Origin of the sequence: Salmonella sp. 32020114201800008SM (assembly GCF_017572025.1) — a bacterium.
Classification (GTDB): domain Bacteria; phylum Pseudomonadota; class Gammaproteobacteria; order Enterobacterales; family Enterobacteriaceae; genus Salmonella; species Salmonella enterica.
Window position 1 is genome coordinate 918,828 of record NZ_JAGEQM010000001.1, and the last position, 23,810, is coordinate 942,637.

The following is a 23,810-nucleotide window of genomic DNA, read 5'->3' on the forward strand; positions in this document are numbered from 1 at the left end:
TTCTGTGATCGGTGTAGTATGCGCACTTCTTGTTTCACACCTTCTGAGTTCAGAGGCTAAACACATGTCATGGCAACACTTCAAGCAAACCTGGTTAATTAAATTCTGGGCGCCGGCCCCTGCGGTGATCGCAGCCGGTATTCTCTCTACCTACTATTTTGGCATCACCGGCACGTTTTGGGCCGTGACGGGCGAATTTACCCGCTGGGGCGGGCAAATTTTGCAGCTTTTTGGCGTTCATGCCGAACAGTGGGGCTACTACAAGCTGATTCATCTGGAAGGTACGCCGCTGACGCGTATCGACGGCATGATGATCCTCGGCATGTTCGGCGGCTGTTTCGCCGCGGCGCTGTGGGCCAACAACGTAAAACTGCGTATGCCGCGCAGCCGAATCCGTATCGTACAGGCGGTGGCCGGAGGCATTATCGCTGGCTTCGGCGCGCGTCTGGCGATGGGGTGTAACCTGGCCGCCTTTTTTACCGGGATCCCGCAGTTCTCCCTACACGCGTGGTTCTTTGCGCTGGCGACCGCTATCGGCTCCTGGTTCGGCGCCCGCTTTACGTTGCTGCCGATATTTCGCATACCGGTGAAAATGCAAAAGGTCTCCGCGGCTTCGCCACTGACGCAGAAACCGGATCAGGCAAGACGGCGTTTCAGGCTCGGTATGCTGGTCTTTATCGGCATGATTGGCTGGGCGTTATTAACGGCAATGCATCAGCCGAAACTGGGGCTGGCGATGCTGTTCGGCGTCGGGTTTGGGCTGCTGATCGAGCGCGCGCAAATCTGCTTTACCTCGGCCTTTCGCGATCTGTGGATCTCCGGACGCGCCCATATGGCGAAAGCGATTATTTTCGGCATGGCGGTCAGCGCCATTGGTATTTTCAGCTACGTGCAGTTGGGCGTTGCACCTAAAATTATGTGGGCTGGCCCGAATGCGGTCATTGGCGGACTGCTGTTCGGTTTTGGCATCGTGCTGGCGGGCGGCTGCGAAACCGGCTGGATGTACCGCGCCGTAGAAGGCCAGGTGCATTACTGGTGGGTGGGCCTCGGCAATGTCATCGGTTCAACCATCCTGGCTTACTACTGGGATGATTTCGCGCCCGCGCTGGCGACCAGTTGGGATAAAGTTAACCTGCTGAACACCTTTGGTCCGCTGGGCGGTCTGGTGGTCACCTACCTGTTATTATTTGCCGCGCTGATGTTAATTATCGGCTGGGAAAAACGTTTTTTCCGCCGTGCGGGGCTGACGCCTGCTAAGGAATCTGTATGAAAAATATCGTCCCTGATTACCGTCTGGATATGGTTGGCGAACCTTGCCCGTACCCGGCGGTCGCCACTCTGGAAGCGATGCCGCAGCTAAAAAAAGGGGAGATCCTGGAAGTGGTGAGCGACTGTCCGCAATCCATTAATAATATTCCACTGGATGCGCGCAATCACGGTTATACGGTGCTGGATATCCAACAGGATGGCCCGACAATTCGTTATCTGATTCAAAAATAAGCGCATACTCCCGCTGTACGTTACGGCGGGAGACCTTTTTACGGCATAACCGGCAAAAATCTACAACGCATAAAAGAAATCAGACAAGGTCGTCTTGTGCGCCGTGGCATAAATCTATTATATAACGTATACCGTTTTAATTTTGTCTGAGCCGATGAAAAATCCAGGGTTATTTTAAGCAAAACATAAAATAATTATTATTTTCCCTCTACGTCATAAAAGACTATCAGGTATTTATATTTTTACTCACTGACATTATCAGGTGATCATTTATTTATGCACAGCAGAAGCCAAAAAAATGATAAAAATTATTTTCATCTCCATTATTGGAGTCGTCTGTCTTGCCGCTGCCCGTTACTCACCCGTCACAGTAGTCAATGCACATCCGAGCGCCATTGCCCGCTGTCTCGCTGATAATCTGTCCCCGTATGGGTATATACTGGATCTCCATGAAACAGATATTCCAGGCATTAATAAAGAATTTACCGTGTATTATCGCAACGGCGCATATATTGCAGGAACATTCTGGATTGCAAACTCAATGACAATCGCGTCAGAACGAATAGTAGGAATGAATGGCGTCAGTAAACAGGCGTACCCTATTTTTAATAAGTCCCTGCAACAATGTGCAACCCGCTTATCAATAAAATGAGCGCGCCTCGCAAAAAACAAGCCCACATAATCACGCACTGGTTGCATGGGCGTCGCGTCCCCCGCCGCTGACTTAGGTAAGCGCCCGGGAGTTCGCTGCGGATGTGTTGTCAACCCTGGCTTAAACCTGCATGGACATGACTTCCTGGTACGCGGCGACCAGCTTATTGCGCACCTGAATCCCCATTTGCATGGAAACGGACGCTTTTTGCATATCAGCCATCACGTCATTAAGCGCAATGCCCGGCTCACCCAGAGTGAATTTTTCCGCCTGAACGCGCGCCGCCGTCTGTCTGTCGCTAATACGATCCAGCGCAGCATGTAGCTGGCCGGCAAAACTCACCGTCGACTGCGAGTGCGTGTCTTGCCCGCGCGCGGCCATCGCCGTCGCCTGTAACTGGCTAATAACCCCTTCAATCCCCTGTATTGCTGCCATGCTATTCCCCTGGATGATTTTTTACGCAGCAGAGATTACCAGTTTGTCAATAAGATAAAGGCGTTAAATAACGATAAAAAACCTCGGTTTTTAGCGCATAGAAAAATTCGAAACCACAAATAATGAGACCGTCAATTTTTCGAGTTTGCTGACCCGGGAGTGAGTCTTGTTCCACTTTGCAAAAAACGCCGTCCACGATCAGTCACGAGGTGCGAGATGAGTGCGACTGCATCGACTGCAACCCAACCTAAACCTCTCGAGTGGCTTAATCGCCTACGCGCGAATCCCCGAATTCCGTTAATTGTGGCGGGTTCCGCCGCCGTGGCGATCGTCGTTGCGATGGTGCTGTGGGCCAAAACGCCCGATTACCGCACGCTATTTAGCAACCTTTCCGATCAGGACGGCGGCGCGATCGTCGCGCAGTTGACCCAGATGAATATCCCCTATCGCTTTGCCAATGGCAGCGGCGCGATTGAAGTGCCCGCCGACAAAGTGCATGAACTGCGTCTGCGTCTGGCGCAGCAGGGGCTGCCTAAAGGCGGCGCGGTAGGCTTTGAACTGCTTGATCAGGAAAAATTCGGTATCAGTCAGTTCAGCGAGCAGGTGAATTATCAGCGCGCGCTGGAAGGTGAACTGGCCCGGACGATCGAGACGCTGGGTCCGGTAAAAAGCGCCCGCGTTCACCTGGCGATGCCAAAGCCGTCGCTATTTGTGCGGGAACAAAAATCCCCTTCCGCCTCCGTCACCGTCACACTGGAACCGGGCCGGGCGCTGGATGAAGGACAAATTAGCGCCGTGGTACATCTGGTTTCCAGCGCTGTCGCCGGTTTGCCGCCAGGAAACGTCACTCTGGTCGATCAATCCGGTCATCTGCTCACGCAATCCAATACCAGCGGTCGCGACCTTAATGACGCGCAATTAAAATTTGCTAATGATGTGGAAAGCCGCATCCAACGCCGTATCGAAGCCATTCTGTCGCCTATCGTCGGGAACGGTAATGTTCACGCTCAGGTAACCGCCCAGTTGGATTTTGCCAATAAAGAGCAGACGGAAGAGCACTACAGCCCGAACGGCGATGCGTCGAAGGCCACCCTGCGTTCACGTCAGTTGAATATTAGCGAACAGGTAGGCGCGGGCTATCCCGGCGGCGTGCCTGGCGCGCTGTCGAACCAACCAGCGCCGCCTAACGAGGCGCCGATCGCCACGCCGCCGACCAATCAACAAAACGCGCAGAATACGCCACAAACCAGCACCAGTACCAACAGTAACAGTGCTGGCCCGCGCAATACGCAGCGTAACGAAACCAGTAACTACGAAGTGGACCGCACCATTCGTCACACCAAAATGAATGTAGGCGATATTGAGCGTCTCTCCGTAGCTGTCGTGGTGAATTACAAAACGCTGGCGGATGGCAAACCGCTGCCATTGACCGCCGATCAGATGAAACAGATCGAGGATTTAACCCGTGAAGCGATGGGTTTTTCTGATAAACGCGGCGATACGCTAAACGTGGTGAATTCACCGTTTAGCGCAGTGGATGACACCGGCGGCGAACTGCCCTTCTGGCAACAGCAGTCCTTTATCGATCAGTTGCTCGCGGCAGGTCGCTGGTTGCTGGTACTGGTGGTGGCCTGGATTCTGTGGCGCAAAGCGGTACGTCCGCAGTTGACGCGCCGTGTTGAAGAAGCGAAAGCGGCGCAGGAACAGGCGCAGGTTCGCCAGGAAACCGAAGAAGCCGTGGAAGTACGCCTTAGCAAAGACGAGCAGCTCCAGCAACGCCGGGCTAACCAGCGTCTGGGCGCCGAGGTGATGAGCCAGCGTATTCGCGAAATGTCAGACAACGATCCGCGCGTGGTGGCGCTGGTCATTCGCCAGTGGATGAGTAACGATCATGAGTAATCTTAGCGGTACCGATAAAAGCGTCATTTTGTTGATGACCATTGGCGAAGACCGGGCGGCAGAGGTGTTTAAGCACCTCTCCACCCGCGAAGTGCAGGCGCTAAGTACAGCGATGGCTAACGTGCGTCAGATCTCCAACAAACAACTGACGGACGTACTATCAGAGTTTGAGCAAGAAGCGGAGCAGTTCGCCGCGCTGAATATCAACGCCAACGAATACCTGCGCTCCGTACTGGTTAAAGCGCTGGGCGAAGAACGCGCCTCCAGCCTGCTGGAAGATATTCTGGAAACGCGCGATACCACCAGCGGTATCGAAACGCTCAACTTTATGGAACCGCAGAGCGCCGCCGACCTGATTCGCGACGAACACCCGCAGATTATCGCCACCATTCTGGTCCACCTCAAACGCAGTCAGGCCGCCGATATTCTGGCACTGTTTGACGAACGACTGCGTCATGATGTGATGCTGCGTATCGCGACATTTGGCGGCGTACAGCCGGCGGCGCTGGCGGAATTGACCGAAGTGCTGAATGGCCTGCTCGACGGTCAGAACCTGAAACGCAGTAAAATGGGCGGCGTAAGAACCGCGGCGGAAATTATCAACCTGATGAAAACGCAGCAGGAAGAAGCGGTTATTACCGCTGTGCGCGAATTCGACGGCGAACTGGCGCAGAAAATCATCGACGAGATGTTCCTGTTCGAAAATCTGGTGGATGTGGACGATCGCAGTATCCAGCGTCTGTTGCAGGAAGTGGATTCCGAATCGCTGCTGATCGCTCTGAAAGGCGCCGAACCGCCATTACGCGAGAAGTTCCTGCGCAATATGTCCCAGCGCGCCGCCGATATCCTGCGCGACGACCTTGCCAACCGTGGCCCGGTTCGTCTGTCTCAGGTGGAAAACGAGCAGAAAGCGATTCTGCTTATTGTGCGTCGTCTGGCGGAAACCGGCGAAATGGTGATTGGCAGCGGCGAGGATACCTATGTCTAATGAATTGCCGTGGCAAGTCTGGACCCCCGACGATCTCGCCCCGCCGCCGGAGACGTTTGTGCCGGTTGAGGCTGATAACGTGACCTTGACAGACGATACGCCGGAGCCCGAACTCACTGCCGAACAGCAGCTGGAGCAGGAGCTGGCGCAGCTAAAAATACAGGCCCATGAACAAGGTTATAACGCCGGGCTGGCGGAGGGACGGCAAAAAGGACACGCGCAGGGATACCAGGAAGGGTTAGCGCAGGGGCTGGAGCAAGGACAAGCCCAGGCGCAGACGCAGCAGGCACCGATTCATGCCCGTATGCAGCAGTTAGTGAGCGAGTTTCAGAACACGCTTGACGCGCTCGATAGCGTTATCGCCTCACGGCTGATGCAAATGGCCCTGGAGGCTGCGCGTCAGGTCATCGGCCAAACGCCGGCGGTGGACAACTCGGCGCTGATTAAACAGATCCAACAACTGTTGCAGCAAGAGCCGCTCTTTAGCGGCAAGCCGCAGTTGCGCGTGCATCCGGACGACTTACAGCGGGTGGAAGAGATGCTGGGCGCCACGCTCAGTCTTCACGGATGGCGGTTACGCGGCGATCCAACGTTGCATCACGGCGGGTGTAAAGTCTCTGCCGATGAGGGCGATCTGGACGCCAGCGTCGCTACTCGCTGGCAAGAGTTGTGTCGCCTGGCGGCGCCGGGAGTGCTCTGATGACCACGCGTTTGACCCGCTGGCTTACCGCGCTCGACAACTTTGAAGCCAAAATGGCGTTATTGCCGGCGGTGCGTCGTTATGGACGTTTAACCCGCGCCACGGGCCTGGTACTGGAGGCCACCGGTCTCCAGCTTCCGCTGGGCGCCACCTGCATTATTGAGCGCCAGGACGGCCCTGAAACCAAAGAGGTGGAATCGGAAGTCGTCGGTTTTAACGGCCAGCGTCTGTTTTTAATGCCGCTGGAAGAGGTCGAAGGCATTCTGCCCGGTGCCCGCGTTTACGCCCGTAACGGACATGGCGACGGTCTGCAAAGCGGCAAACAGCTACCGCTCGGCCCGGCCCTGCTTGGTCGGGTGCTGGATGGCGGCGGTAAACCGCTCGACGGACTGCCTGCGCCGGATACGCTGGAAACCGGCGCGTTAATCACGCCGCCGTTTAACCCGCTACAGCGAACGCCAATCGAACATGTGTTGGATACCGGCGTACGCGCTATCAACGCGTTGTTAACCGTAGGGCGCGGTCAGCGTATGGGACTCTTTGCCGGTTCCGGCGTTGGTAAATCGGTTCTGCTTGGCATGATGGCGCGCTACACGCGGGCGGACGTGATTGTCGTGGGACTTATCGGCGAACGTGGCCGCGAAGTTAAAGATTTTATCGAAAATATTCTCGGCCCCGACGGTCGCGCGCGTTCGGTGGTGATTGCCGCCCCGGCGGATGTCTCGCCGCTGCTGCGGATGCAGGGCGCCGCCTATGCCACCCGTATCGCCGAAGATTTTCGCGATCGCGGACAGCATGTGTTGCTGATTATGGATTCGCTGACGCGCTATGCGATGGCGCAGCGTGAGATTGCGCTGGCAATCGGCGAACCGCCAGCCACCAAAGGTTATCCGCCTTCGGTGTTCGCAAAGCTGCCGGCGCTGGTCGAGCGTGCCGGTAATGGCATCCACGGCGGCGGCTCTATCACCGCGTTTTATACCGTGTTGACCGAGGGGGACGACCAACAAGATCCCATTGCCGACTCGGCACGCGCAATCCTCGACGGACACATTGTCTTGTCCCGCCGTCTGGCGGAGGCCGGGCACTATCCGGCCATTGATATCGAGGCGTCAATCAGCCGGGCGATGACCGCGCTCATTACCGAGCAGCACTATGCGCGGGTACGGCTATTTAAACAGTTGCTTTCCAGTTTCCAGCGTAACCGCGATCTGGTCAGCGTCGGCGCTTATGCCAAAGGTAGCGATCCAATGCTTGATAAAGCCATTACCTTATGGCCGCAACTGGAAGCGTTTTTACAGCAAGGCATTTTTGAACGGGCCGACTGGGAGGACTCTCTGCAGGCGCTCGATTTAATTTTCCCGACGGTGTGATAAAGCAGGAGGGCGACGATCATGGCACAACATGGCGCTCTGGAAACACTCAAAGATCTGGCCGAAAAAGAGGTAGATGATGCGGCGCGTTTACTGGGCGAAATGCGTCGCGGCTGCCAACAGGCGGAAGAACAGCTCAAAATGCTGATCGATTATCAGAATGAGTATCGCAGTAATTTGAACACCGATATGGGCAACGGCATCGCCAGTAATCGCTGGATCAACTATCAGCAGTTTATTCAGACACTGGAAAAGGCGATAGAGCAGCATCGCCTCCAGCTTACGCAGTGGACGCAAAAAGTCGACCTGGCGCTGAAGAGCTGGCGTGAGAAAAAGCAGCGACTTCAGGCCTGGCAAACCTTACAGGACCGACAAACCGCGGCAGCGCTGTTAGCTGAAAACCGCATGGATCAGAAAAAAATGGATGAATTTGCTCAGCATGCAGCAATGAGGAAACCCGAATGATCACCCTGCCCCAACTGATCACCACCGATACCGACATGACCGCGGGTCTGACGTCAGGAAAAACCACCGGTTCAGCCGAGGACTTTCTGGCGCTCCTGGCGGGCGCGTTAGGCGCAGACGGCGCACAGGGCAAAGACGCCCGCATCACGCTGGCCGATTTACAGGCGGCAGGCGGCAAATTATCGAAAGGGTTACTGACCCAACATGGCGAGCCGGGCCAGGCGGTGAAGCTTGCCGACCTGCTGGCGCAAAAAGCGAATGCGACGGATGAAACGCTTACCGATCTGACACAAGCGCAGCATCTACTGTCTACGCTAACGCCATCGTTGAAAACCAGCGCTCTGGCCGCATTGAGTAAAACGGCGCAGCATGATGAGAAAACGCCCGCGCTGAGCGATGAGGATCTTGCCAGTCTGAGCGCCTTATTCGCCATGCTGCCCGGACAACCTGTCGCGACGCCTGTCGCCGGAGAGACGCCGGCTGAAAATCACATCGCCTTGCCGTCACTGTTGCGCGGCGACATGCCATCGGCGCCGCAGGAAGAGACACATACGCTCTCTTTTAGCGAGCATGAAAAAGGGAAAACCGAGGCGTCGCTTGCGCGCGCCAGCGACGATCGCGCCACGGGGCCATCACTGACGCCGCTGGTGGTCGCTGCCGCCGCGACCAGCGCGAAAGTGGAGGTGGATAGCCCGCCCGCGCCAGTAACGCATGGCGCGGCAATGCCGACGCTCAGCAGCGCCACGGCGCAACCGCTACCTGTCGCCTCAGCCCCGGTACTCAGCGCGCCGTTAGGCAGCCATGAATGGCAGCAAACGTTCAGTCAGCAGGTCATGTTATTTACGCGTCAGGGACAGCAAAGCGCGCAGCTTCGATTGCATCCGGAAGAGTTAGGTCAGGTGCATATTTCGCTCAAGCTGGATGACAATCAGGCGCAGCTCCAGATGGTATCGCCGCACAGCCATGTCCGCGCCGCGCTGGAAGCCGCCCTGCCCATGTTGCGCACCCAGTTGGCGGAAAGCGGCATTCAGTTGGGACAAAGCAGTATCAGTAGCGAAAGCTTTGCCGGACAGCAGCAGTCTTCGTCGCAACAACAGTCTTCCCGCGCCCAACACACGGACGCGTTTGGCGCTGAAGATGACATAGCGTTAGCGGCGCCGGCCTCGCTTCAGGCCGCCGCGCGCGGCAATGGCGCAGTGGATATCTTCGCCTAACGCCAGAGGTAGCATGATTATCCGCGTCTTTTCCACGCTTTGTCGTGGACAGGACACGGGATAATCAGCCAATAAGCAGTACCGAAACAGGAAGCCCGTATCAGATGACTGACTCCGCGATTAACAAAAAGAGCAAACGCTCGATTTGGATACCTTTGCTGGTGTTGATTACCCTCGCCGCCTGCGCGACCGCCGGTTATAGCTACTGGCGTATGCAGCAGCAACCGACCACGAACGCTAAAGCGGAACCGGCTCCGCCGCCCGCGCCGGTATTTTTTGCGCTGGATACGTTTACCGTCAATCTGGGCGATGCGGATCGCGTGTTGTATATCGGCGTGACCCTGCGTCTGAAAGACGAAGCGACGCGCGCGCGATTAAATGAATATCTGCCGGAAGTGCGCAGCCGTCTGCTGTTGTTGTTTTCCCGTCAGAATGCCGCCGAGCTCTCAACAGAAGCTGGCAAACAAAAACTGATTGCCGCCATTAAAGAGACGCTGGCCGCGCCGCTCGTTGCCGGACAACCAAAACAGGTCGTCACTGACGTGCTTTATACAGCTTTTATTCTGCGGTAACGATATGGGCGATAGTATTCTTTCTCAGGCTGAAATCGATGCGCTGTTGAACGGCGACAGCGACACCAAAGACGAACCCACTCCCGGTATCGCAAGCGATAGCGATATTCGCCCTTACGATCCCAATACCCAGCGTCGCGTCGTGCGTGAACGCTTGCAGGCGCTGGAGATTATTAACGAGCGTTTCGCACGCCAGTTCCGGATGGGATTATTTAACCTGCTGCGCCGCAGCCCGGATATTACCGTGGGCGCCATACGTATTCAGCCGTATCACGAATTTGCGCGTAACCTGCCGGTACCGACCAACCTGAACCTGATCCACCTGAAGCCGCTACGCGGCACCGGGCTGGTGGTGTTCTCGCCGAGTCTGGTGTTTATTGCCGTCGATAACCTGTTCGGCGGCGACGGCCGCTTTCCGACCAAAGTCGAGGGCCGCGAGTTTACCCATACGGAACAGCGTGTCATCAACCGTATGCTGAAACTGGCGCTGGAAGGCTATAGCGACGCATGGAAAGCCATTAATCCGCTGGAAGTGGAGTATGTGCGTTCCGAAATGCAGGTGAAATTTACCAATATCACCACCTCGCCGAACGATATCGTCGTTAATACGCCGTTTCATGTGGAGATCGGCAATCTGACCGGTGAATTTAACATCTGTCTGCCATTTAGCATGATCGAGCCGCTGCGTGAGCTGCTGGTGAATCCGCCGCTGGAAAACTCGCGCCATGAAGATCAGAACTGGCGTGATAACCTGGTCCGCCAGGTTCAGCACTCTGAACTGGAGCTGGTAGCCAATTTTGCCGATATTCCGTTACGTCTTTCCCAGATTTTGAAGCTGAAACCCGGCGATGTACTGCCGATTGAAAAACCCGACCGCATTATTGCTCATGTGGACGGCGTTCCGGTACTCACCAGCCAATATGGCACCGTAAACGGACAGTATGCGCTACGCGTAGAACATTTGATCAACCCAATTTTGAATTCGCTGAATGAGGAACAGCCCAAATGAGTGACATGAATAATCCGTCCGATGAGAATACTGGCGCATTGGATGATCTGTGGGCTGACGCGTTAAACGAGCAAAAAGCGACCACCAATAAAAGCGCCGCCGACGCGGTTTTCCAACAGCTTGGCGGCGGCGATGTCAGCGGTGCTATGCAGGATATCGATCTGATTATGGATATCCCGGTTAAACTGACCGTAGAGCTGGGCCGCACGCGAATGACCATTAAAGAACTGCTGCGTCTGACGCAGGGGTCGGTCGTCGCGCTGGACGGGCTGGCGGGCGAGCCGCTGGATATTCTGATTAATGGCTACCTGATTGCCCAGGGTGAAGTGGTCGTTGTGGCGGATAAATACGGCGTACGTATCACCGATATTATTACGCCATCCGAGCGTATGCGTCGTTTGAGTCGTTAATGATGAAGACAGAGGCCACGGTTTCTCAGCCCACCGCGCCAGCCGGATCGCCGCTCATGCAGGTGAGCGGCGCATTAATTGGCATTATTGCGCTCATTCTGGCGGCGGCCTGGGTGATTAAGCGTATGGGATTCGCACCAAAAGGAAATAGCGTCCGGGGACTCAAGGTGTCAGCCAGCGCCTCGCTTGGCCCACGCGAACGCGTGGTGATTGTCGAGGTCGAAAATGCGCGCCTGGTACTGGGCGTGACCGCCTCGCAGATCAACCTGCTGCACACCCTGCCGCCCGCGGAGAATGACACGGAAGCACCCGTTGCCCCACCGGCGGATTTCCAGAACATGATGAAGAGCTTACTCAAGCGTTCCGGGAGATCCTGATGCGCCGTTTGTTATTCCTTTCTCTGGCGGGTCTGTGGCTTTTTAGTCCCGCCGCCGCTGCGCAACTGCCGGGGCTTATCAGCCAACCATTAGCGGGCGGAGGCCAAAGCTGGTCATTATCCGTCCAGACGCTGGTTTTCATCACCTCGCTGACGTTTCTGCCGGCGATTTTACTGATGATGACGAGCTTCACGCGTATCATCATTGTTTTTGGCCTGTTGCGTAACGCGCTGGGCACGCCCTCGGCACCGCCAAATCAGGTGTTACTCGGACTGGCGTTGTTTTTGACCTTTTTTATTATGTCGCCCGTCATTGACAAGATTTACGTGGATGCTTACCAGCCGTTTAGCGAGCAGAAAATTTCTATGCAGGAAGCGCTGGATAAAGGCGCGCAACCGTTACGCGCGTTCATGCTGCGCCAAACCCGCGAAGCCGATCTGGCGCTGTTTGCCCGTCTGGCCAATAGCGGTCCGTTACAGGGACCGGAAGCAGTACCGATGCGTATCCTCCTGCCCGCTTATGTCACCAGCGAATTAAAGACGGCGTTTCAGATCGGTTTTACGATTTTCATCCCTTTTTTGATTATCGACCTGGTGATCGCCAGCGTACTGATGGCGTTAGGGATGATGATGGTGCCGCCAGCGACAATCGCCCTGCCGTTTAAGCTGATGCTGTTTGTGCTGGTCGATGGTTGGCAATTGCTTGTGGGGTCGCTGGCCCAAAGCTTTTACAGTTAGAGGCGCAAAATGACTCCTGAATCCGTCATGATGATGGGGACCGAGGCGATGAAAGTCGCTCTCGCCCTGGCTGCGCCGCTGTTACTCGTCGCGCTGATTACCGGCCTCATTATCAGCATCTTGCAGGCCGCGACTCAGATTAATGAAATGACGCTGTCGTTTATCCCTAAAATCGTCGCGGTATTCATCGCAATTATCGTTGCCGGCCCGTGGATGCTCAACCTGCTGCTGGACTACGTACGCACTCTGTTCAGCAATTTACCTTATATCATCGGATAAACAGAACGATGATACAGGTTACAAGCGAGCAATGGCTATACTGGCTGCATCTCTATTTCTGGCCTTTGCTGCGCGTACTGGCGCTGATTTCAACGGCACCCATTCTCAGCGAGCGCGCTATTCCCAAGCGGGTAAAACTGGGGTTGGGAATAATGATTACCCTCGTTATCGCGCCGTCGCTACCGGCAAACGATACGCCGCTTTTTTCTATTGCCGCCTTATGGCTGGCGATGCAACAAATTCTGATCGGTATTGCGCTGGGATTTACCATGCAATTTGCCTTTGCGGCGGTGCGTACCGCAGGTGAGTTTATCGGTCTGCAAATGGGGCTTTCCTTTGCCACCTTCGTCGACCCGGGCAGCCACCTGAATATGCCGGTTCTGGCGCGTATTATGGATATGCTCGCCATGCTACTGTTTCTCACCTTTAATGGCCATTTGTGGCTTATTTCGCTGCTGGTCGATACCTTCCACACTCTGCCCATCGGTAGTAACCCGGTGAACAGTAATGCATTTATGGCGCTCGCCAGGGCCGGAGGGCTCATTTTCTTAAACGGACTGATGCTGGCATTGCCGGTCATTACCCTCCTGCTTACGCTCAACCTGGCGCTGGGGCTATTAAACCGCATGGCGCCGCAGCTCTCGATATTTGTTATCGGTTTCCCGCTTACCCTCACCGTCGGCATTATGCTGATGGCCGCGCTAATGCCATTAATTGCGCCGTTTTGCGAATATTTATTCAGCGAAATTTTCAATTTGCTTGCTGATATTGTTAGCGAGATGCCGATAAATAATAACCCATAATTTTTATCCTGTTTTACTAAGGTTTATCCGAAAATAAATTTTAAAAAACATTCACCAGGATATATCCACTGCCCCTTATTTGTTTTTACTTCACTCACATAACGCAACATTCACTTTACTTTAAGATGATTCCTGGCAAATTATATGTAACTTTACGGGATAGTAAGTTCGCCTGAAAAACCGCGTAAGCGTTGTCTAAGGTGACTATTCGTGTTCCGTCTGATTATGGTGAGTTATTCAGGTAAGGGGAATTATCGTTACGCATTGAGTGAGGGTATGCCATGTCAACGATTATTATGGATTTGTGCAGTTACACCCGGCTAGGGTTAAGCGGGTATCTGGTCAGCAGAGGGGTGAAAAAAAGGGAAATCAACGACATCGAAACCGTTGACGAACTCGCTATCGCTTGTGGCGCGCATCAGCCTTCGGTGGTGTTTATTAATGAGGACTGTTTCATTCATACGCCTTCAGACAGTCAACAAATAAAGCAAATCATTAATCAACATCCTGACACGTTATTTATTGTTTTTATGGCAATTGCTAATGTGCATTTTGATGAATATTTATTAGTAAGAAAAAACTTATTGATTAGCTCGAAATCGATTAAACCTGACTCGCTGGATACCCTTCTTGGCGATATTCTGAAAAAAGAGTCGGGTATTTCAGGAACCATAAATTTACCAACATTATCGTTAAGTCGAACTGAATCCAGCATGTTGCGAATGTGGATGGAAGGTCAGGGAACCATTCAGATTTCTGACAGAATGAATATTAAAGCAAAAACAGTATCCTCCCATAAGGGGAATATAAAAAGAAAGATAAAAACGCATAATAAACAAGTGATCTATCACGTAGTACGGCTGACAGATAACGTCACTAACGGCATTTTTGTTAACATGCGCTGAGACATCCGGACTGGCAATGTACCTCCAGTCCGGCTCAATTAGTCCTGCTCCGCCTTCTCGACAAAAATACCATCCTGGTGACCTGACTCATTGAAGAACCAGATGCCGAGCGGGTAATCCTCCAGCGAAACCAGGTACATTGTGCCTTCACTAAATTCTTCCACTGCCAGTACCACGCCCGGTCGGCGGGGACCGCCGTCCGTTTTAACGGTTACCCGATCATTCACCTTCATCATTTTCCTCCTGTCGCTTTGTGCCAGTGTAGAACAATTTTCTGCGTCTGACAGCGCCTTGCCGGCGTGTTTGCTGGTTTTCTCAACGGTCTATACTTAGGCTGTCAGGAACCCGTGAGGTAGTGAAGATGAAAACGGCAAAAGAGTACAGTGATACGGCCAAGCGCGAAGTGAGCGTCGATGTAGATGCGCTACTGGCGGCCATCAATGAAATCAGCGAAAGCGAGGTTCACCGTAGCCAGGAAGATCCTGAGCGGGTGAGCGTAGACGGACGGGAATATCATACATGGCATGAATTAGCTGAAGCATTCGAGCTGGATATTCATGATTTTAGTGTAACAGAAGTAAACCGTTAAGAATGGCCGAAAAAAATCCCGGCCCTACGGGTCGGGATCAAACTTGCTTATGCAAGAAGCACTTGAAAATTCGTTACACCAGGAAATCTGATGTGAGATTTACCTTATCTGCAATTTTTTTGCATGACAAGTAAATATTTTTTACATGAATGATTAAGCGCGCTAATAGTTCGGTAGCAAAAGTGTGACAACGCATGTGCTGCCTGGAAGCGACGGGATCGGTTCCAGTTAGCGTTCGACTTCTTTCGGGTGTGCTTTAGGACTTTTCCTGGAAATAAGCCCGCCGTTGCAACGGAAAATGAGGAAAAAATGCTCTCAATCCATGACCCCTTGCTGATTTTTACCGATCTGGACGGCACATTGCTGAACAGCCACACGTTTGAGTGGCAGCCCGCGGCTCCCTGGCTTACACGCCTGCATGAAAGCGGCGTGCCCGTGATCCTCTGTAGCAGTAAAACCGCGGCTGAAATGCTCCAGCTCCAGACGACGTTAAATCTACAGGGACTGCCGCTGATTGCGGAAAACGGCGCGGTGATCCAACTGGACGTTCACTGGGAAGACCATCCCAACTATCCCCGCCTGATAGCCGGTATTTCTCACAACGAAATCCGCCTCGTCCTGCATAAGTTGCGTGAAAAGGAACAGTTTAAGTTCACCACGTTTGATGACGTTGACGATCAGGTGATAAGCGAATGGACGGGCCTAAACCGGGCACAGTCTGCCCTAACCCGTCTGCATGAAGCGTCGGTGTCGCTGATCTGGCGCGATAGCGATGAACGCATGGCGCAGTTTGTCGCCCGTTTAAATGACCTGGGACTGCAATTTGTCCATGGCGCCCGTTTCTGGCATGTGCTGGACGCCTCCGCTGGTAAAGATCAGGCTGCCAACTGGCTGATTGAAGCATATCGTCGGCAGTGGCGCGCGCGTCCTCTGACGTTGGGACTAGGAGACGGCCCCAATGATGCGCCTTTACTGGATGTGATGGATTATGCGGTTGTCGTCAAAGGGCTAAACCGGGAGGGCGTACATTTGCGTAACGACGATCCTCAGCGCGTCTACCGTAGCCAGAACGAAGGGCCGGATGGCTGGCGCGAAGGAATGGACTATTTCTTTTCCCGCTCCTGAGTCGCGTCGCTGGCGCAAATACGGTTACGTCCGGACTGTTTGGCGTAATAAAGCCGTTTGTCGGCCAGCGACTGCAACTGCTCAAAATCATAGTCGCCGTATTCCTCCGCGCTACTGATCCCCATTGACGCGCTGATACGAAGCGTCGTGCTTTTCGTCACCAGAATCTCTTTGTCATTAATGCGCTGGCGTATGCGTTCGGCAATCTGCAGCGCCTGCGCTTTCGTCGCGCCGGGCAGCACGATACAAAACTCTTCGCCCCCTACCCGTCCGGCGATGTCGTGCGCTCGAATGGTGCTGCCAATGAGCCCAGCGGCATGGGACAACACGCGATCGCCTGCCTGATGACCAAAGCGATCGTTAACGCTTTTAAAATAATCTAAATCCAGCTGTATCACAGAAAATGGCTGGCGGGCTTCCCGATAGCGCTTTGCCAGCCTGGACGCTTTTTCAAACAGCGCGCCACGGTTATATAGTCGGGTCAGCGGATCGTGCCATGCCTGCCATTGCAGCGAATTTTGCAGAACAAACATATTTTTGACCATATGTCGAATAACGCCCCAGGAGATCAACAGCATCGCCGTAAAAAGCACCCATAACAGCGTCAGCGCGATACTAATACTGCCAAAATTCCCTTGTATGCCTTCACGTAATGTATGCACGCGCAGCAGGACACCATCAAAATGATCCAGCCGCTCCCAGCTTACATAATGCGTTCCTAAACGCAGCCCGCCCAGGGTATCTTTTTCTATTTCACGCGCCAGTAAGGCGCGCTCACGGTCATTTAACGTATTCGCGGTTTGTTGTTCCGGCGCGGAGTCCGTCAACAAACGGAGATGGTTATCGTATAGCTGATATTCCCCTTCAATATCCTTTTCGGCCGCATCGCGCAGGAACCGCTGTAATGACGCGACGGGAATATCCATTGCCAGTACGCCATACCAGTAATTATCGTGATCCAGCGGTAGACTGGCTGTCACTTTTTTCTGCTCGTCAGCAACATAGGACTGTGCGGAGGTAAACCACCGCACGCCGCGCTGTGGGTTACGCCGTTGGCTTTGCTCGATAAACCAGGGCTGGGTCACGTACTGATAGTAACGGGAGACAATATCGCTACCGTACGCCGTAGGGAGAGTTGAGAGGTAAAACCCTGAGCGAGAAACATACATCGTCTCCAGCGTCAGCATGGCGGATGAGCGCGCCAGACGCGCCAGATACCCTAACTCCAGCGTGGCGGTTAATTCATTTGCCAGGTCACGACTCTCCCGCGAAAGAAGCGTCGTCCGGGCGACAAATTGATCGGAAACGCCATATAACGGCAATGTCCGCCGCTTATCCAGCTCCAGTTGCCAGAAATGTCTGACGCGTCGTTGCTCAAACTGCGTCACCGCGCTTTGCAATGCGGAAAAAGCCAGCGGCGCCACCAGCGCTTCATGCATACCGTTGCGTAAAAAGATCAACCTGTCCATGTTGAATTGCAGTTGGCGGTCAAGGACATTCGCGACGCTCCCCAGATGATTGCGCTGACTGGCGACATACGCGTCTTTCAGTATCATCACTTCCCGCCAGGTAAGTAGCGTCGAGAACAGCATCACGATCAGAAAACAGGTGTTGACGACATGACCGGGACCAAAACGCCGCGCCAGCTTTTTAAACCAGCCTTGATTGTCTAACAGTGTTTCGTGCGGCACCCTGGTAACTCCTGGTTATTGATACAACTCCCCCTGATGGCTTACGGTAGCCAGACCTCATCAAGGGATACCACTCAATCCTGGCATAACCAGGTAGCAGCATGTCGCAGCGCGACGACTCTTTTTCTCCACAGCAAAACGCCCGGCATTAACCGGGCGTTTTGTCATCGGGCTTCGTCCCGCCCGCGCCTTTCCTTGCCTGGCACGAGCTCATTCTCATGGAATGCCTCCCGCTTTACGCCAAAACCATCATACCAGCGACACTCTACCATTCCGCTGGAATAACCGGTGACGATCATCCGGGGCCCACCCTCTTTCACGGTAACTTCCTCACTGACAGAAAAGACCATACCTGCCTCCTGTATCAGATGAAACGTTTTCACCTTAGACGAGGATGGGCAATTTTGCATAATTCATTGTAGAAAATCAGTGCGAAACACCGCGAATTTTCGCCACACCTTTCACCAGCGCCACCACAATGGCGCCGATAATAAAGCCGAGCACCAGATTCAGCCCCGCAGGGATCGTATGCGCCATGAAAGCCCCCTGCTGCTGCGCAAAATGTTCAATGGCATGGTGTAGCGGCACAATACCGTGTACGACAATCCCGCCGCCGACCAGAAACATCGCCAGCGTACCGACAATGGATAATGCTTTCATTAACCAGGGCGCGATAATCAGCAATCCTTTACCGACGCCCTGCGCCAGCACGCTACGCTTTTCCGCCAGCCAGTACCCCATATCATCCAGTTTGACAATAATACCCACCAGGCCATACACGCCAATGGTCACAACCAACGCAATCCCCGCCAGCACCAACACCTGATTAAGCAGCGGCGCCTGCGCGACAATCCCCAGGGTAATGGCCACAATTTCAGCGGACAGAATGAAATCGGTACGGACCGCCCCTTTTACTTTATCTTTTTCAAAGGCCAAAGGATCTTGTGCAGCCAGCGCCTCAAGACGTTTTTGCCGCTCCGCCGGGTCTTCTTTGTGTTTTCGCGCCTCAAAGGTATGCAGGACTTTTTCTACCCCTTCAAAGCAGAGAAACGCGCCGCCTAACATTAATAAAGGCGTGATGGCCCACGGGATAAATGCGCTTATCAGCAGCGCCAACGGCACCAGAATAACCTTGTTGATTAATGATCCTTTCGCCACGCTCCATACCACCGGCAGCTCGCGATTAGCGCGAACGCCGGTCACCTGCTGCGCATTGAGCGACAGGTCATCCCCCAGTACGCCCGCGGTTTTTTTCGCGGCCAATTTGCCCATTACCGAAATATCGTCCAGCAGCGTGGCGATATCGTCGAGTAATGTCAGTAAGCTACTTCCTGCCAAAATGATTTCCTCGGTCTTTTCTTCTAAGACGTTAAGTATGTAGCAAAATGCGTAATGCCGAAACCGGCGGCGCGGGTCAACGCCTTTTTATTCCAAAAGGACAATTATAATGCTCGCCAGCATAATAATTTTGACGTTTACTATATCCACCCTTTTTATTTCACCGTGAGTGATTATGCGTTTCCGGCAGTTATTACCTCTTTTTGGCGCGCTTTTTGCCTTGTACATCATTTGGGGGTCTACCTATTTTGTTATCCGCATAGGCGTTGAAAGCTGGCCGCCGCTGATGATGGCAGGCGTACGTTTTCTCTCGGCGGGGATGTTGCTCATGGCGTTTTTGCTGCTGCGCGGCGAAAAACTTCCGCCGCTGCGCCAGACCATCAACGCCGCGCTGATTGGTCTACTGCTGCTGGCGGTGGGTAACGGCCTGGTGACGGTGGCGGAGCATCAAAACGTGCCATCGGGCATTGCTGCCGTCGTGGTCGCCACTGTCCCGCTATTTACGCTGTGCTTTAGCTACTTTTTTGGTATTAAAACGCGCAAATTAGAATGGGTGGGGATTGCCATTGGACTTGCCGGGATTATTCTGCTGAACAGCGGCGGCAACTTAAGCGGCAATCCGTGGGGCGCGATTTTGATCCTGATAGGTTCGATGAGCTGGGCATTTGGTTCCGTTTACGGCTCGCGCATCGCCCTCCCTGTGGGCATGATGGCGGGCGCGATTGAAATGCTGGCGGCGGGCGTGGTATTGCTTTGCGCGGCATTTCTTTCCGGCGAAAAGCTCGCCACGCTGCCTGGCTTATCGGGGTTTATGGCCGTCGGCTACCTGGCGTTGTTCGGTTCTATTATCGCCATTAATGCCTATATGTACCTGATTCGCAACGTCAGTCCGGCGCTGGCGACCAGCTACGCCTATGTGAATCCGGTTGTCGCCGTGTTGCTTGGCACTGGCCTGGGCGGCGAGAGGTTATCGCCCGTTGAATGGGCCGCGCTGGGTGTGATTGTGTTTGCCGTAGTGCTGGTGACTCTGGGTAAGTACCTGTTTCCCGCCAGGGCGGTGGTCACGCCGTGTAAAACGGAAGATTCACGCCAGTAGATGAATCCCCTGGGTGTCGATCTGCGCGCTGGCGCCGCCGCCGCAGATCCACTCTTCCAGGCGCTCCGCCAACGCCGCGTCGCTCAATTTCGCTCGCCCGCGCAAGGCGCACTCCCAGACGATCAGCACCCGCCAGCCAAGCGCCTGTAAACGCTGAATATCGCGCTCATCGCGCTCAACGTTCTTACCGATTTTTTCCAGCCAGAAAGCCGTTCGCGTGGCCGGTACTTTGAACAGATAACAGTGGTGATGATGCCAAAAGCAGCCGTGAGTAAAAATCACACAATCATAGTCATTCACCACAAAGTCCGGCTTGCCCGGTAATGTCGCGTCCTGAGTATGAAACGTAATCCCCTGCGCGCTTAGCAGGCCGGCAAGACGTTTTTCAATAGCCGTATCGCGGGTCGCTATCGCGCGCATATTTTTACTGCGCGTGGCTTTATCGTGAACGTCCGCCATCTACCGTCTCTCTCTGACGCAGCGTCACCGCCTGGTGAATTTTGGGTTCCAGCAGCTTTGCTACCGCGGCAAATACCGGCACCACCACGGAGTTGCCAAACTGGCGATAGGCCTGCGTATCCGAGACAGGTATCCTGAACTGGTACGTTTGAGGCGCCTCAAATCCCATTAAACGCGCGCACTCTCTCGGCGTGAGTCGGCGGGGACGATGTTGTTGGTTGCCAGCATCGTCGAAATTCACTTCGCCTTTCGCCATATCCCAACCACGATCGATCAGAATTTCGGCGCCATCTTTGTAGTAGCGAGCAGATAACGTGCGCGCCACACTTTCCGGATTGTCAGGATAAACCATGCCATAGCCAAAACCGTTTCCCCGCGCCTGGTGCTTTTTCGCGTAGCGATATAAATATTTCCACAGCACCGGCGTCAGGATATATTTGGCTTCGACGACGGGCTCCAGCAGTTCTGCCAGCGTCGGACGGCGCGGTGGATAACAACGGGCGATATTGCGTAACGTAAAATCGGTTTTCAGGTTTAAATCGCGACGGAAGCCCACCAACACAATACGTTCCCGATGCTGAGGAAGAAAGTGCTGCCCGTCGATAATTTTCGGATCGTCCGGGCCATTGTCAGCGGCATCCGCCACGTCATATCCCAGTTCATCGAGCGTTTGCATAATAATGCGGAAGGTGTTGCCCTGGTCGTGACTTTTAAGGTTTTTCACGTTTTCCAGCACAAACAGCGCGGGGCGGCGAGCGTCGATAATTCTTACGACATCAAAAAATAACGTCCCCTGAGTCTCGCAGGCAAAGCCGTGGGCGCGGCCCAGCGCATTTTTCTTGGAAACGCCCGCCAGAGAAAATGGCTGACAGGGAAAGCCCGCCAGCAGGACATCATGTTGCGGAATATGCTGGCGAATGTGTTCCGCCGCCTCATCATCGCTGACCCCTTCCCGGTGGCTCAACGTGATATCGCGGATATCTTCATTAAAGCGATGTTGCAGCGGATCGCAAAAATAGTTCGCTTTATATGTCCGTACCGCGTGCTTATTCCATTCGCTGGTAAACACGCACTGTCCGCCTATCGCTTCAAATCCGCGGCGAATGCCGCCGATGCCCGCGAAGAGATCGATAAAACGAAAGGCGTAATGTGGATGATGCGATGGCGGCGTCGGCAACTCTGTTTTAAGACAGGTGAGTTCATTGTCGCTCAAACGATGCCATGCCGCGTTCATTATTACGCGCTTTAAGATGGCCGGGCTCCAGTGCTGCTCGCCCAGGCCGTTAAGGTGCGCCACCAGCGTTTTAACATCATAGATTTCCAGCAATTGACTCAGCATCGCCTGGATCTCGCTTCCGGCGTCGTCGGCGATGAGGTTCCGGGCGTGTGTTACTGAAATATTTTCCTGCATACATTTAACCGGCCAAAAATAATTGCCGACAGACTAACATAAAATGACGCGGTTTACGTTTCAGCGGCAGGGGTTACTGATGCGTAGCAAACATCTGGATGACCGCCTCATCCCGTGTTTCATAGTCGCCTTTCAGCTCAGCGCTCAGTTTCGCCATGTACGACACCAGAAAATCCGCATTACGCTGCGCCAGGCACTTGCCCCGTTCAGTCTGCATCGTCAGCGGCAGTTTCAGCAGCTTGGTTTGAAAATGGTCGAGCGCGAATTGCTTATCGTTAAGAGGCCGTCTGTCGGCAAAGGGATCGTCGGCATCAAACAGCGCGACGCCCAGCGCGCCGGAGACCGCGAAGACCCGCGCCAGACCAATGGCGCCCAACGCCTCCAGCCTGTCTGCATCCTGCACGATTTTTGCCTCTGGCGTGGTGGGCGCAATTTTTGCGCTGAAACTATGCGCTTCGATAGCATGACAAATGCCCGCCAGTTTTTCTGCCGGAAAGTCAGGAAAATCCCGCAGAAAAATACGCCGGGTTTCTGCCGCCGCCAGAATGGAAGAACGATGCCGCTGCGGATGATTTTTCGCCAGGCTGACGATGTCATGGAAATAACATGCCGATAGCACCACCAGCCAGTCGACAGGACTGTTTTCCCCGAGCGTTTGCGCGGTTGCCCAAACACGACGAAAATGGAAGATGTCATGGGCGGCATCCTGTTCCTGGTGGTGGTGACGTAGCCAGTCTTCAAACTGCGATTGCCAGTATCCTGAGTCCATACGCCCTCTCTTTATAGCAGACCATTTTTATTACATGCCTGAGCACAGGGTTCGCTATCCTGACATATCCGCCACCACTTTACATCCTTGCGTGCTTGCGCGTTTCTGGCTGAGTGTCGGCGGGATACCCCCTGTTTTTGCGAGGCCGGGTGTACCAGGCAATACTCCCCAGAATAAGCCAGACGACGCCCAGCGAAAGCGCGTTAAGCCATTTTTCCGTTGCGCTGCCAGGAGTGCTGATTGGGCCGAGAACCGGCTCGGTTTGTATGGCGGACATCAGCCACACGCAACGCGCCATCGCCCAGATGAAGTAGCCGCAAAAGGTATAAAAAACCCATAACGCTAATTTACCGCCCATGCTACGGGTGGCGTTGTCCTCCCTGGTACTCAAACTTTACTCCGCTTTTGTGATGTAAGTCATATGACATTAATTACATTATAATGTGATATTAATCACATTTCGACCATGGAATACCTCATCCACCTGTTCTGGCTATTCATTCCACAAATAGTTTATTCTCAGTTAATGTTACGTCTGGCGCTGAACCTGCTGTTAAATAAGGGAATGGTGATTGAATCGCACTCTGATGCAGAATAACCTATAACCAGAACAACTTATTTTTACGCACCGCGATAGCGTTTTATTTTATTAGCATTAAATGTCAGAATGATTCGGTTATTAGCCTTTTATCATTTATTTTATCATTACCCACATTACCGGCATTTATGCCGGTTTTTTTTATGCTTTTTCATAATCAAAGCATCAAATGCATATAAAAAACAAATTATATTCACGCCAACAGCCATCAAACCAAAACACATAACCCATTGATAAAAAATGATAATTATAGAATATATATTCTTAATTACTTATATACTCTGTATTATAAAAAACCAAACAGAAACAAATTGAAATATTTTAAATACCTTTGTTACATGTTATTTTTTAAATTCCATGAACTCCATAGAATAGTATCAATTTGTAGTTTTGTTGAAGTGGCTACATATTCATATAAA

Annotated in this window: 29 protein-coding genes; 20 read left to right on the forward strand and 9 right to left on the reverse strand. The window is 53.4% G+C overall.

The features are described 5' to 3' along the window. Positions 1-7: 7 nt before the first annotated feature. The 3 genes from yedE (at position 8) to J4613_RS04695 (ending at position 2,152) form a co-directional block, all read left to right on the forward strand. Positions 8-1,270 (forward strand): selenium metabolism membrane protein YedE/FdhT, encoded by a 1,263-nt coding sequence (gene yedE / locus J4613_RS04685; protein ID WP_336313972.1) that lies wholly within the window; start codon positions 8-10, stop codon positions 1,268-1,270. After that, positions 1,267-1,500 (forward strand): sulfurtransferase-like selenium metabolism protein YedF, encoded by a 234-nt coding sequence (gene yedF / locus J4613_RS04690; RefSeq protein WP_000790504.1) that lies wholly within the window; start codon positions 1,267-1,269, stop codon positions 1,498-1,500. The genes yedE and yedF overlap by 4 nt, the downstream gene beginning before the upstream one ends. A gap of 265 nt (positions 1,501-1,765) precedes the next feature. Continuing rightward, positions 1,766-2,152, forward strand: a complete 387-nt coding sequence (locus J4613_RS04695; protein WP_000639596.1) for a hypothetical protein — start codon at positions 1,766-1,768, stop codon at positions 2,150-2,152. A 120-nt stretch (positions 2,153-2,272) separates the two neighbouring features. On the opposite strand, the gene fliE is transcribed toward J4613_RS04695, so the two are convergent. Then, positions 2,273-2,587, reverse strand: coding sequence for a flagellar hook-basal body complex protein FliE (fliE, locus tag J4613_RS04700; RefSeq protein WP_000719037.1), 315 nt, complete (start codon positions 2,585-2,587; stop codon positions 2,273-2,275). 216 nt (positions 2,588-2,803) lie between these two features. Between fliE and fliF the strand changes: the two genes are divergently transcribed. The 14 genes from fliF to rcsA all read left to right on the forward strand — a co-directional run bounded on the left by fliF (position 2,804) and on the right by rcsA (position 14,315). Next, the gene (gene fliF / locus J4613_RS04705) at positions 2,804-4,486 is read left to right on the forward strand and encodes a flagellar basal-body MS-ring/collar protein FliF (protein WP_001276830.1); all 1,683 of its coding nucleotides are present in this window, start codon (positions 2,804-2,806) and stop codon (positions 4,484-4,486) included. Continuing rightward, on the forward strand, positions 4,479-5,474 hold the full coding sequence (fliG, locus tag J4613_RS04710; RefSeq protein ID WP_000067735.1) for a flagellar motor switch protein FliG: 996 nt from the start codon (positions 4,479-4,481) through the stop codon (positions 5,472-5,474). Before fliF ends, fliG begins: the two co-directional genes overlap by 8 nt. Beyond that, positions 5,467-6,174: a flagellar assembly protein FliH gene (gene fliH, locus J4613_RS04715; protein WP_000064158.1), complete on the forward strand. Its 708-nt coding sequence runs from the start codon at positions 5,467-5,469 to the stop codon at positions 6,172-6,174. Before fliG ends, fliH begins: the two co-directional genes overlap by 8 nt. After that, entirely contained in the window at positions 6,174-7,544 is a 1,371-nt protein-coding gene (gene fliI, locus J4613_RS04720; protein ID WP_000213257.1) for a flagellar protein export ATPase FliI, read from the forward strand. The genes fliH and fliI overlap by 1 nt, the downstream gene beginning before the upstream one ends. Positions 7,545-7,565: 21 nt before the next feature. After that, on the forward strand, positions 7,566-8,009 hold the full coding sequence (fliJ, locus tag J4613_RS04725) for a flagellar export protein FliJ (RefSeq protein WP_111742319.1): 444 nt from the start codon (positions 7,566-7,568) through the stop codon (positions 8,007-8,009). Next, on the forward strand, positions 8,006-9,223 hold the full coding sequence (fliK, locus tag J4613_RS04730) for a flagellar hook length control protein FliK (protein WP_057394408.1): 1,218 nt from the start codon (positions 8,006-8,008) through the stop codon (positions 9,221-9,223). Before fliJ ends, fliK begins: the two co-directional genes overlap by 4 nt. A gap of 104 nt (positions 9,224-9,327) precedes the next feature. Continuing rightward, entirely contained in the window at positions 9,328-9,795 is a 468-nt protein-coding gene (gene fliL, locus J4613_RS04735) for a flagellar basal body-associated protein FliL (protein WP_000132169.1), read from the forward strand. A gap of 4 nt (positions 9,796-9,799) precedes the next feature. Next, positions 9,800-10,804 carry a flagellar motor switch protein FliM gene (fliM, locus tag J4613_RS04740; protein ID WP_000502811.1) on the forward strand — a complete coding sequence of 335 codons (1,005 nt, stop codon included), beginning with the start codon at positions 9,800-9,802 and terminating at the stop codon, positions 10,802-10,804. Continuing rightward, entirely contained in the window at positions 10,801-11,214 is a 414-nt protein-coding gene (gene fliN, locus J4613_RS04745) for a flagellar motor switch protein FliN (RefSeq protein WP_001282111.1), read from the forward strand. The genes fliM and fliN overlap by 4 nt, the downstream gene beginning before the upstream one ends. After that, positions 11,214-11,591 (forward strand): flagellar biosynthetic protein FliO, encoded by a 378-nt coding sequence (gene fliO / locus J4613_RS04750; RefSeq protein WP_000978276.1) that lies wholly within the window; start codon positions 11,214-11,216, stop codon positions 11,589-11,591. The genes fliN and fliO overlap by 1 nt, the downstream gene beginning before the upstream one ends. Further along, on the forward strand, positions 11,591-12,328 hold the full coding sequence (gene fliP / locus J4613_RS04755) for a flagellar type III secretion system pore protein FliP (protein WP_001253411.1): 738 nt from the start codon (positions 11,591-11,593) through the stop codon (positions 12,326-12,328). The genes fliO and fliP overlap by 1 nt, the downstream gene beginning before the upstream one ends. Positions 12,329-12,337: 9 nt before the next feature. Continuing rightward, on the forward strand, positions 12,338-12,607 hold the full coding sequence (gene fliQ, locus J4613_RS04760; protein WP_000187355.1) for a flagellar biosynthesis protein FliQ: 270 nt from the start codon (positions 12,338-12,340) through the stop codon (positions 12,605-12,607). Positions 12,608-12,615: 8 nt separating this feature from the next. After that, positions 12,616-13,410, forward strand: a complete 795-nt coding sequence (gene fliR / locus J4613_RS04765) for a flagellar biosynthetic protein FliR (protein ID WP_111742318.1) — start codon at positions 12,616-12,618, stop codon at positions 13,408-13,410. A gap of 281 nt (positions 13,411-13,691) precedes the next feature. Next, positions 13,692-14,315: a transcriptional regulator RcsA gene (gene rcsA, locus J4613_RS04770; protein ID WP_000103974.1), complete on the forward strand. Its 624-nt coding sequence runs from the start codon at positions 13,692-13,694 to the stop codon at positions 14,313-14,315. 38 nt (positions 14,316-14,353) lie between these two features. On the opposite strand, the gene dsrB is transcribed toward rcsA, so the two are convergent. Beyond that, the gene (gene dsrB / locus J4613_RS04775) at positions 14,354-14,548 is read right to left on the reverse strand and encodes a protein DsrB (RefSeq protein ID WP_000867218.1); all 195 of its coding nucleotides are present in this window, start codon (positions 14,546-14,548) and stop codon (positions 14,354-14,356) included. 128 nt (positions 14,549-14,676) lie between these two features. On the opposite strand from dsrB, the gene yodD reads away from it, so the two are divergent. Together yodD and J4613_RS04785 are read left to right on the forward strand one after the other, a co-directional pair. Next, positions 14,677-14,904, forward strand: coding sequence for a YodD family peroxide/acid resistance protein (yodD, locus tag J4613_RS04780; RefSeq protein WP_000844798.1), 228 nt, complete (start codon positions 14,677-14,679; stop codon positions 14,902-14,904). Positions 14,905-15,213: 309 nt separating this feature from the next. After that, positions 15,214-16,029: a mannosyl-3-phosphoglycerate phosphatase-related protein gene (locus J4613_RS04785; protein WP_000948794.1), complete on the forward strand. Its 816-nt coding sequence runs from the start codon at positions 15,214-15,216 to the stop codon at positions 16,027-16,029. Here J4613_RS04785 and dgcQ read toward each other — a convergent pair. The 3 genes from dgcQ to J4613_RS04800 form a co-directional block, all read right to left on the reverse strand. After that, positions 16,008-17,720, reverse strand: coding sequence for a cellulose biosynthesis regulator diguanylate cyclase DgcQ (gene dgcQ / locus J4613_RS04790; protein ID WP_001119834.1), 1,713 nt, complete (start codon positions 17,718-17,720; stop codon positions 16,008-16,010). The two genes, J4613_RS04785 and dgcQ, sit on opposite strands and share 22 nt — an antisense overlap. A gap of 164 nt (positions 17,721-17,884) precedes the next feature. Then, positions 17,885-18,070 (reverse strand): YodC family protein, encoded by a 186-nt coding sequence (locus J4613_RS04795; protein ID WP_001521741.1) that lies wholly within the window; start codon positions 18,068-18,070, stop codon positions 17,885-17,887. Between the two features lie 76 nt (positions 18,071-18,146). Next, positions 18,147-19,064, reverse strand: coding sequence for a DUF808 domain-containing protein (locus J4613_RS04800; RefSeq protein ID WP_176203387.1), 918 nt, complete (start codon positions 19,062-19,064; stop codon positions 18,147-18,149). A gap of 169 nt (positions 19,065-19,233) precedes the next feature. Here J4613_RS04800 and yedA point away from each other — a divergent pair, with 169 nt between their 5' ends. Then, positions 19,234-20,154 (forward strand): drug/metabolite exporter YedA, encoded by a 921-nt coding sequence (gene yedA / locus J4613_RS04805; protein WP_001212263.1) that lies wholly within the window; start codon positions 19,234-19,236, stop codon positions 20,152-20,154. Here the strand turns inward: yedA and J4613_RS04810 are convergent. The 4 genes from J4613_RS04810 to drpB form a co-directional block, all read right to left on the reverse strand. After that, positions 20,143-20,613, reverse strand: a complete 471-nt coding sequence (locus J4613_RS04810; protein ID WP_000785978.1) for a very short patch repair endonuclease — start codon at positions 20,611-20,613, stop codon at positions 20,143-20,145. The two genes, yedA and J4613_RS04810, sit on opposite strands and share 12 nt — an antisense overlap. Continuing rightward, positions 20,594-22,024, reverse strand: coding sequence for a DNA cytosine methyltransferase (locus J4613_RS04815; protein WP_001623639.1), 1,431 nt, complete (start codon positions 22,022-22,024; stop codon positions 20,594-20,596). Before J4613_RS04815 ends, J4613_RS04810 begins: the two co-directional genes overlap by 20 nt. Positions 22,025-22,097: 73 nt before the next feature. Beyond that, positions 22,098-22,793 (reverse strand): phosphohydrolase, encoded by a 696-nt coding sequence (locus tag J4613_RS04820; RefSeq protein ID WP_000377038.1) that lies wholly within the window; start codon positions 22,791-22,793, stop codon positions 22,098-22,100. 79 nt (positions 22,794-22,872) lie between these two features. Further along, positions 22,873-23,184: a cell division protein DrpB gene (gene drpB, locus J4613_RS04825; protein WP_000107435.1), complete on the reverse strand. Its 312-nt coding sequence runs from the start codon at positions 23,182-23,184 to the stop codon at positions 22,873-22,875. Positions 23,185-23,810: the final 626 nt, after the last annotated feature.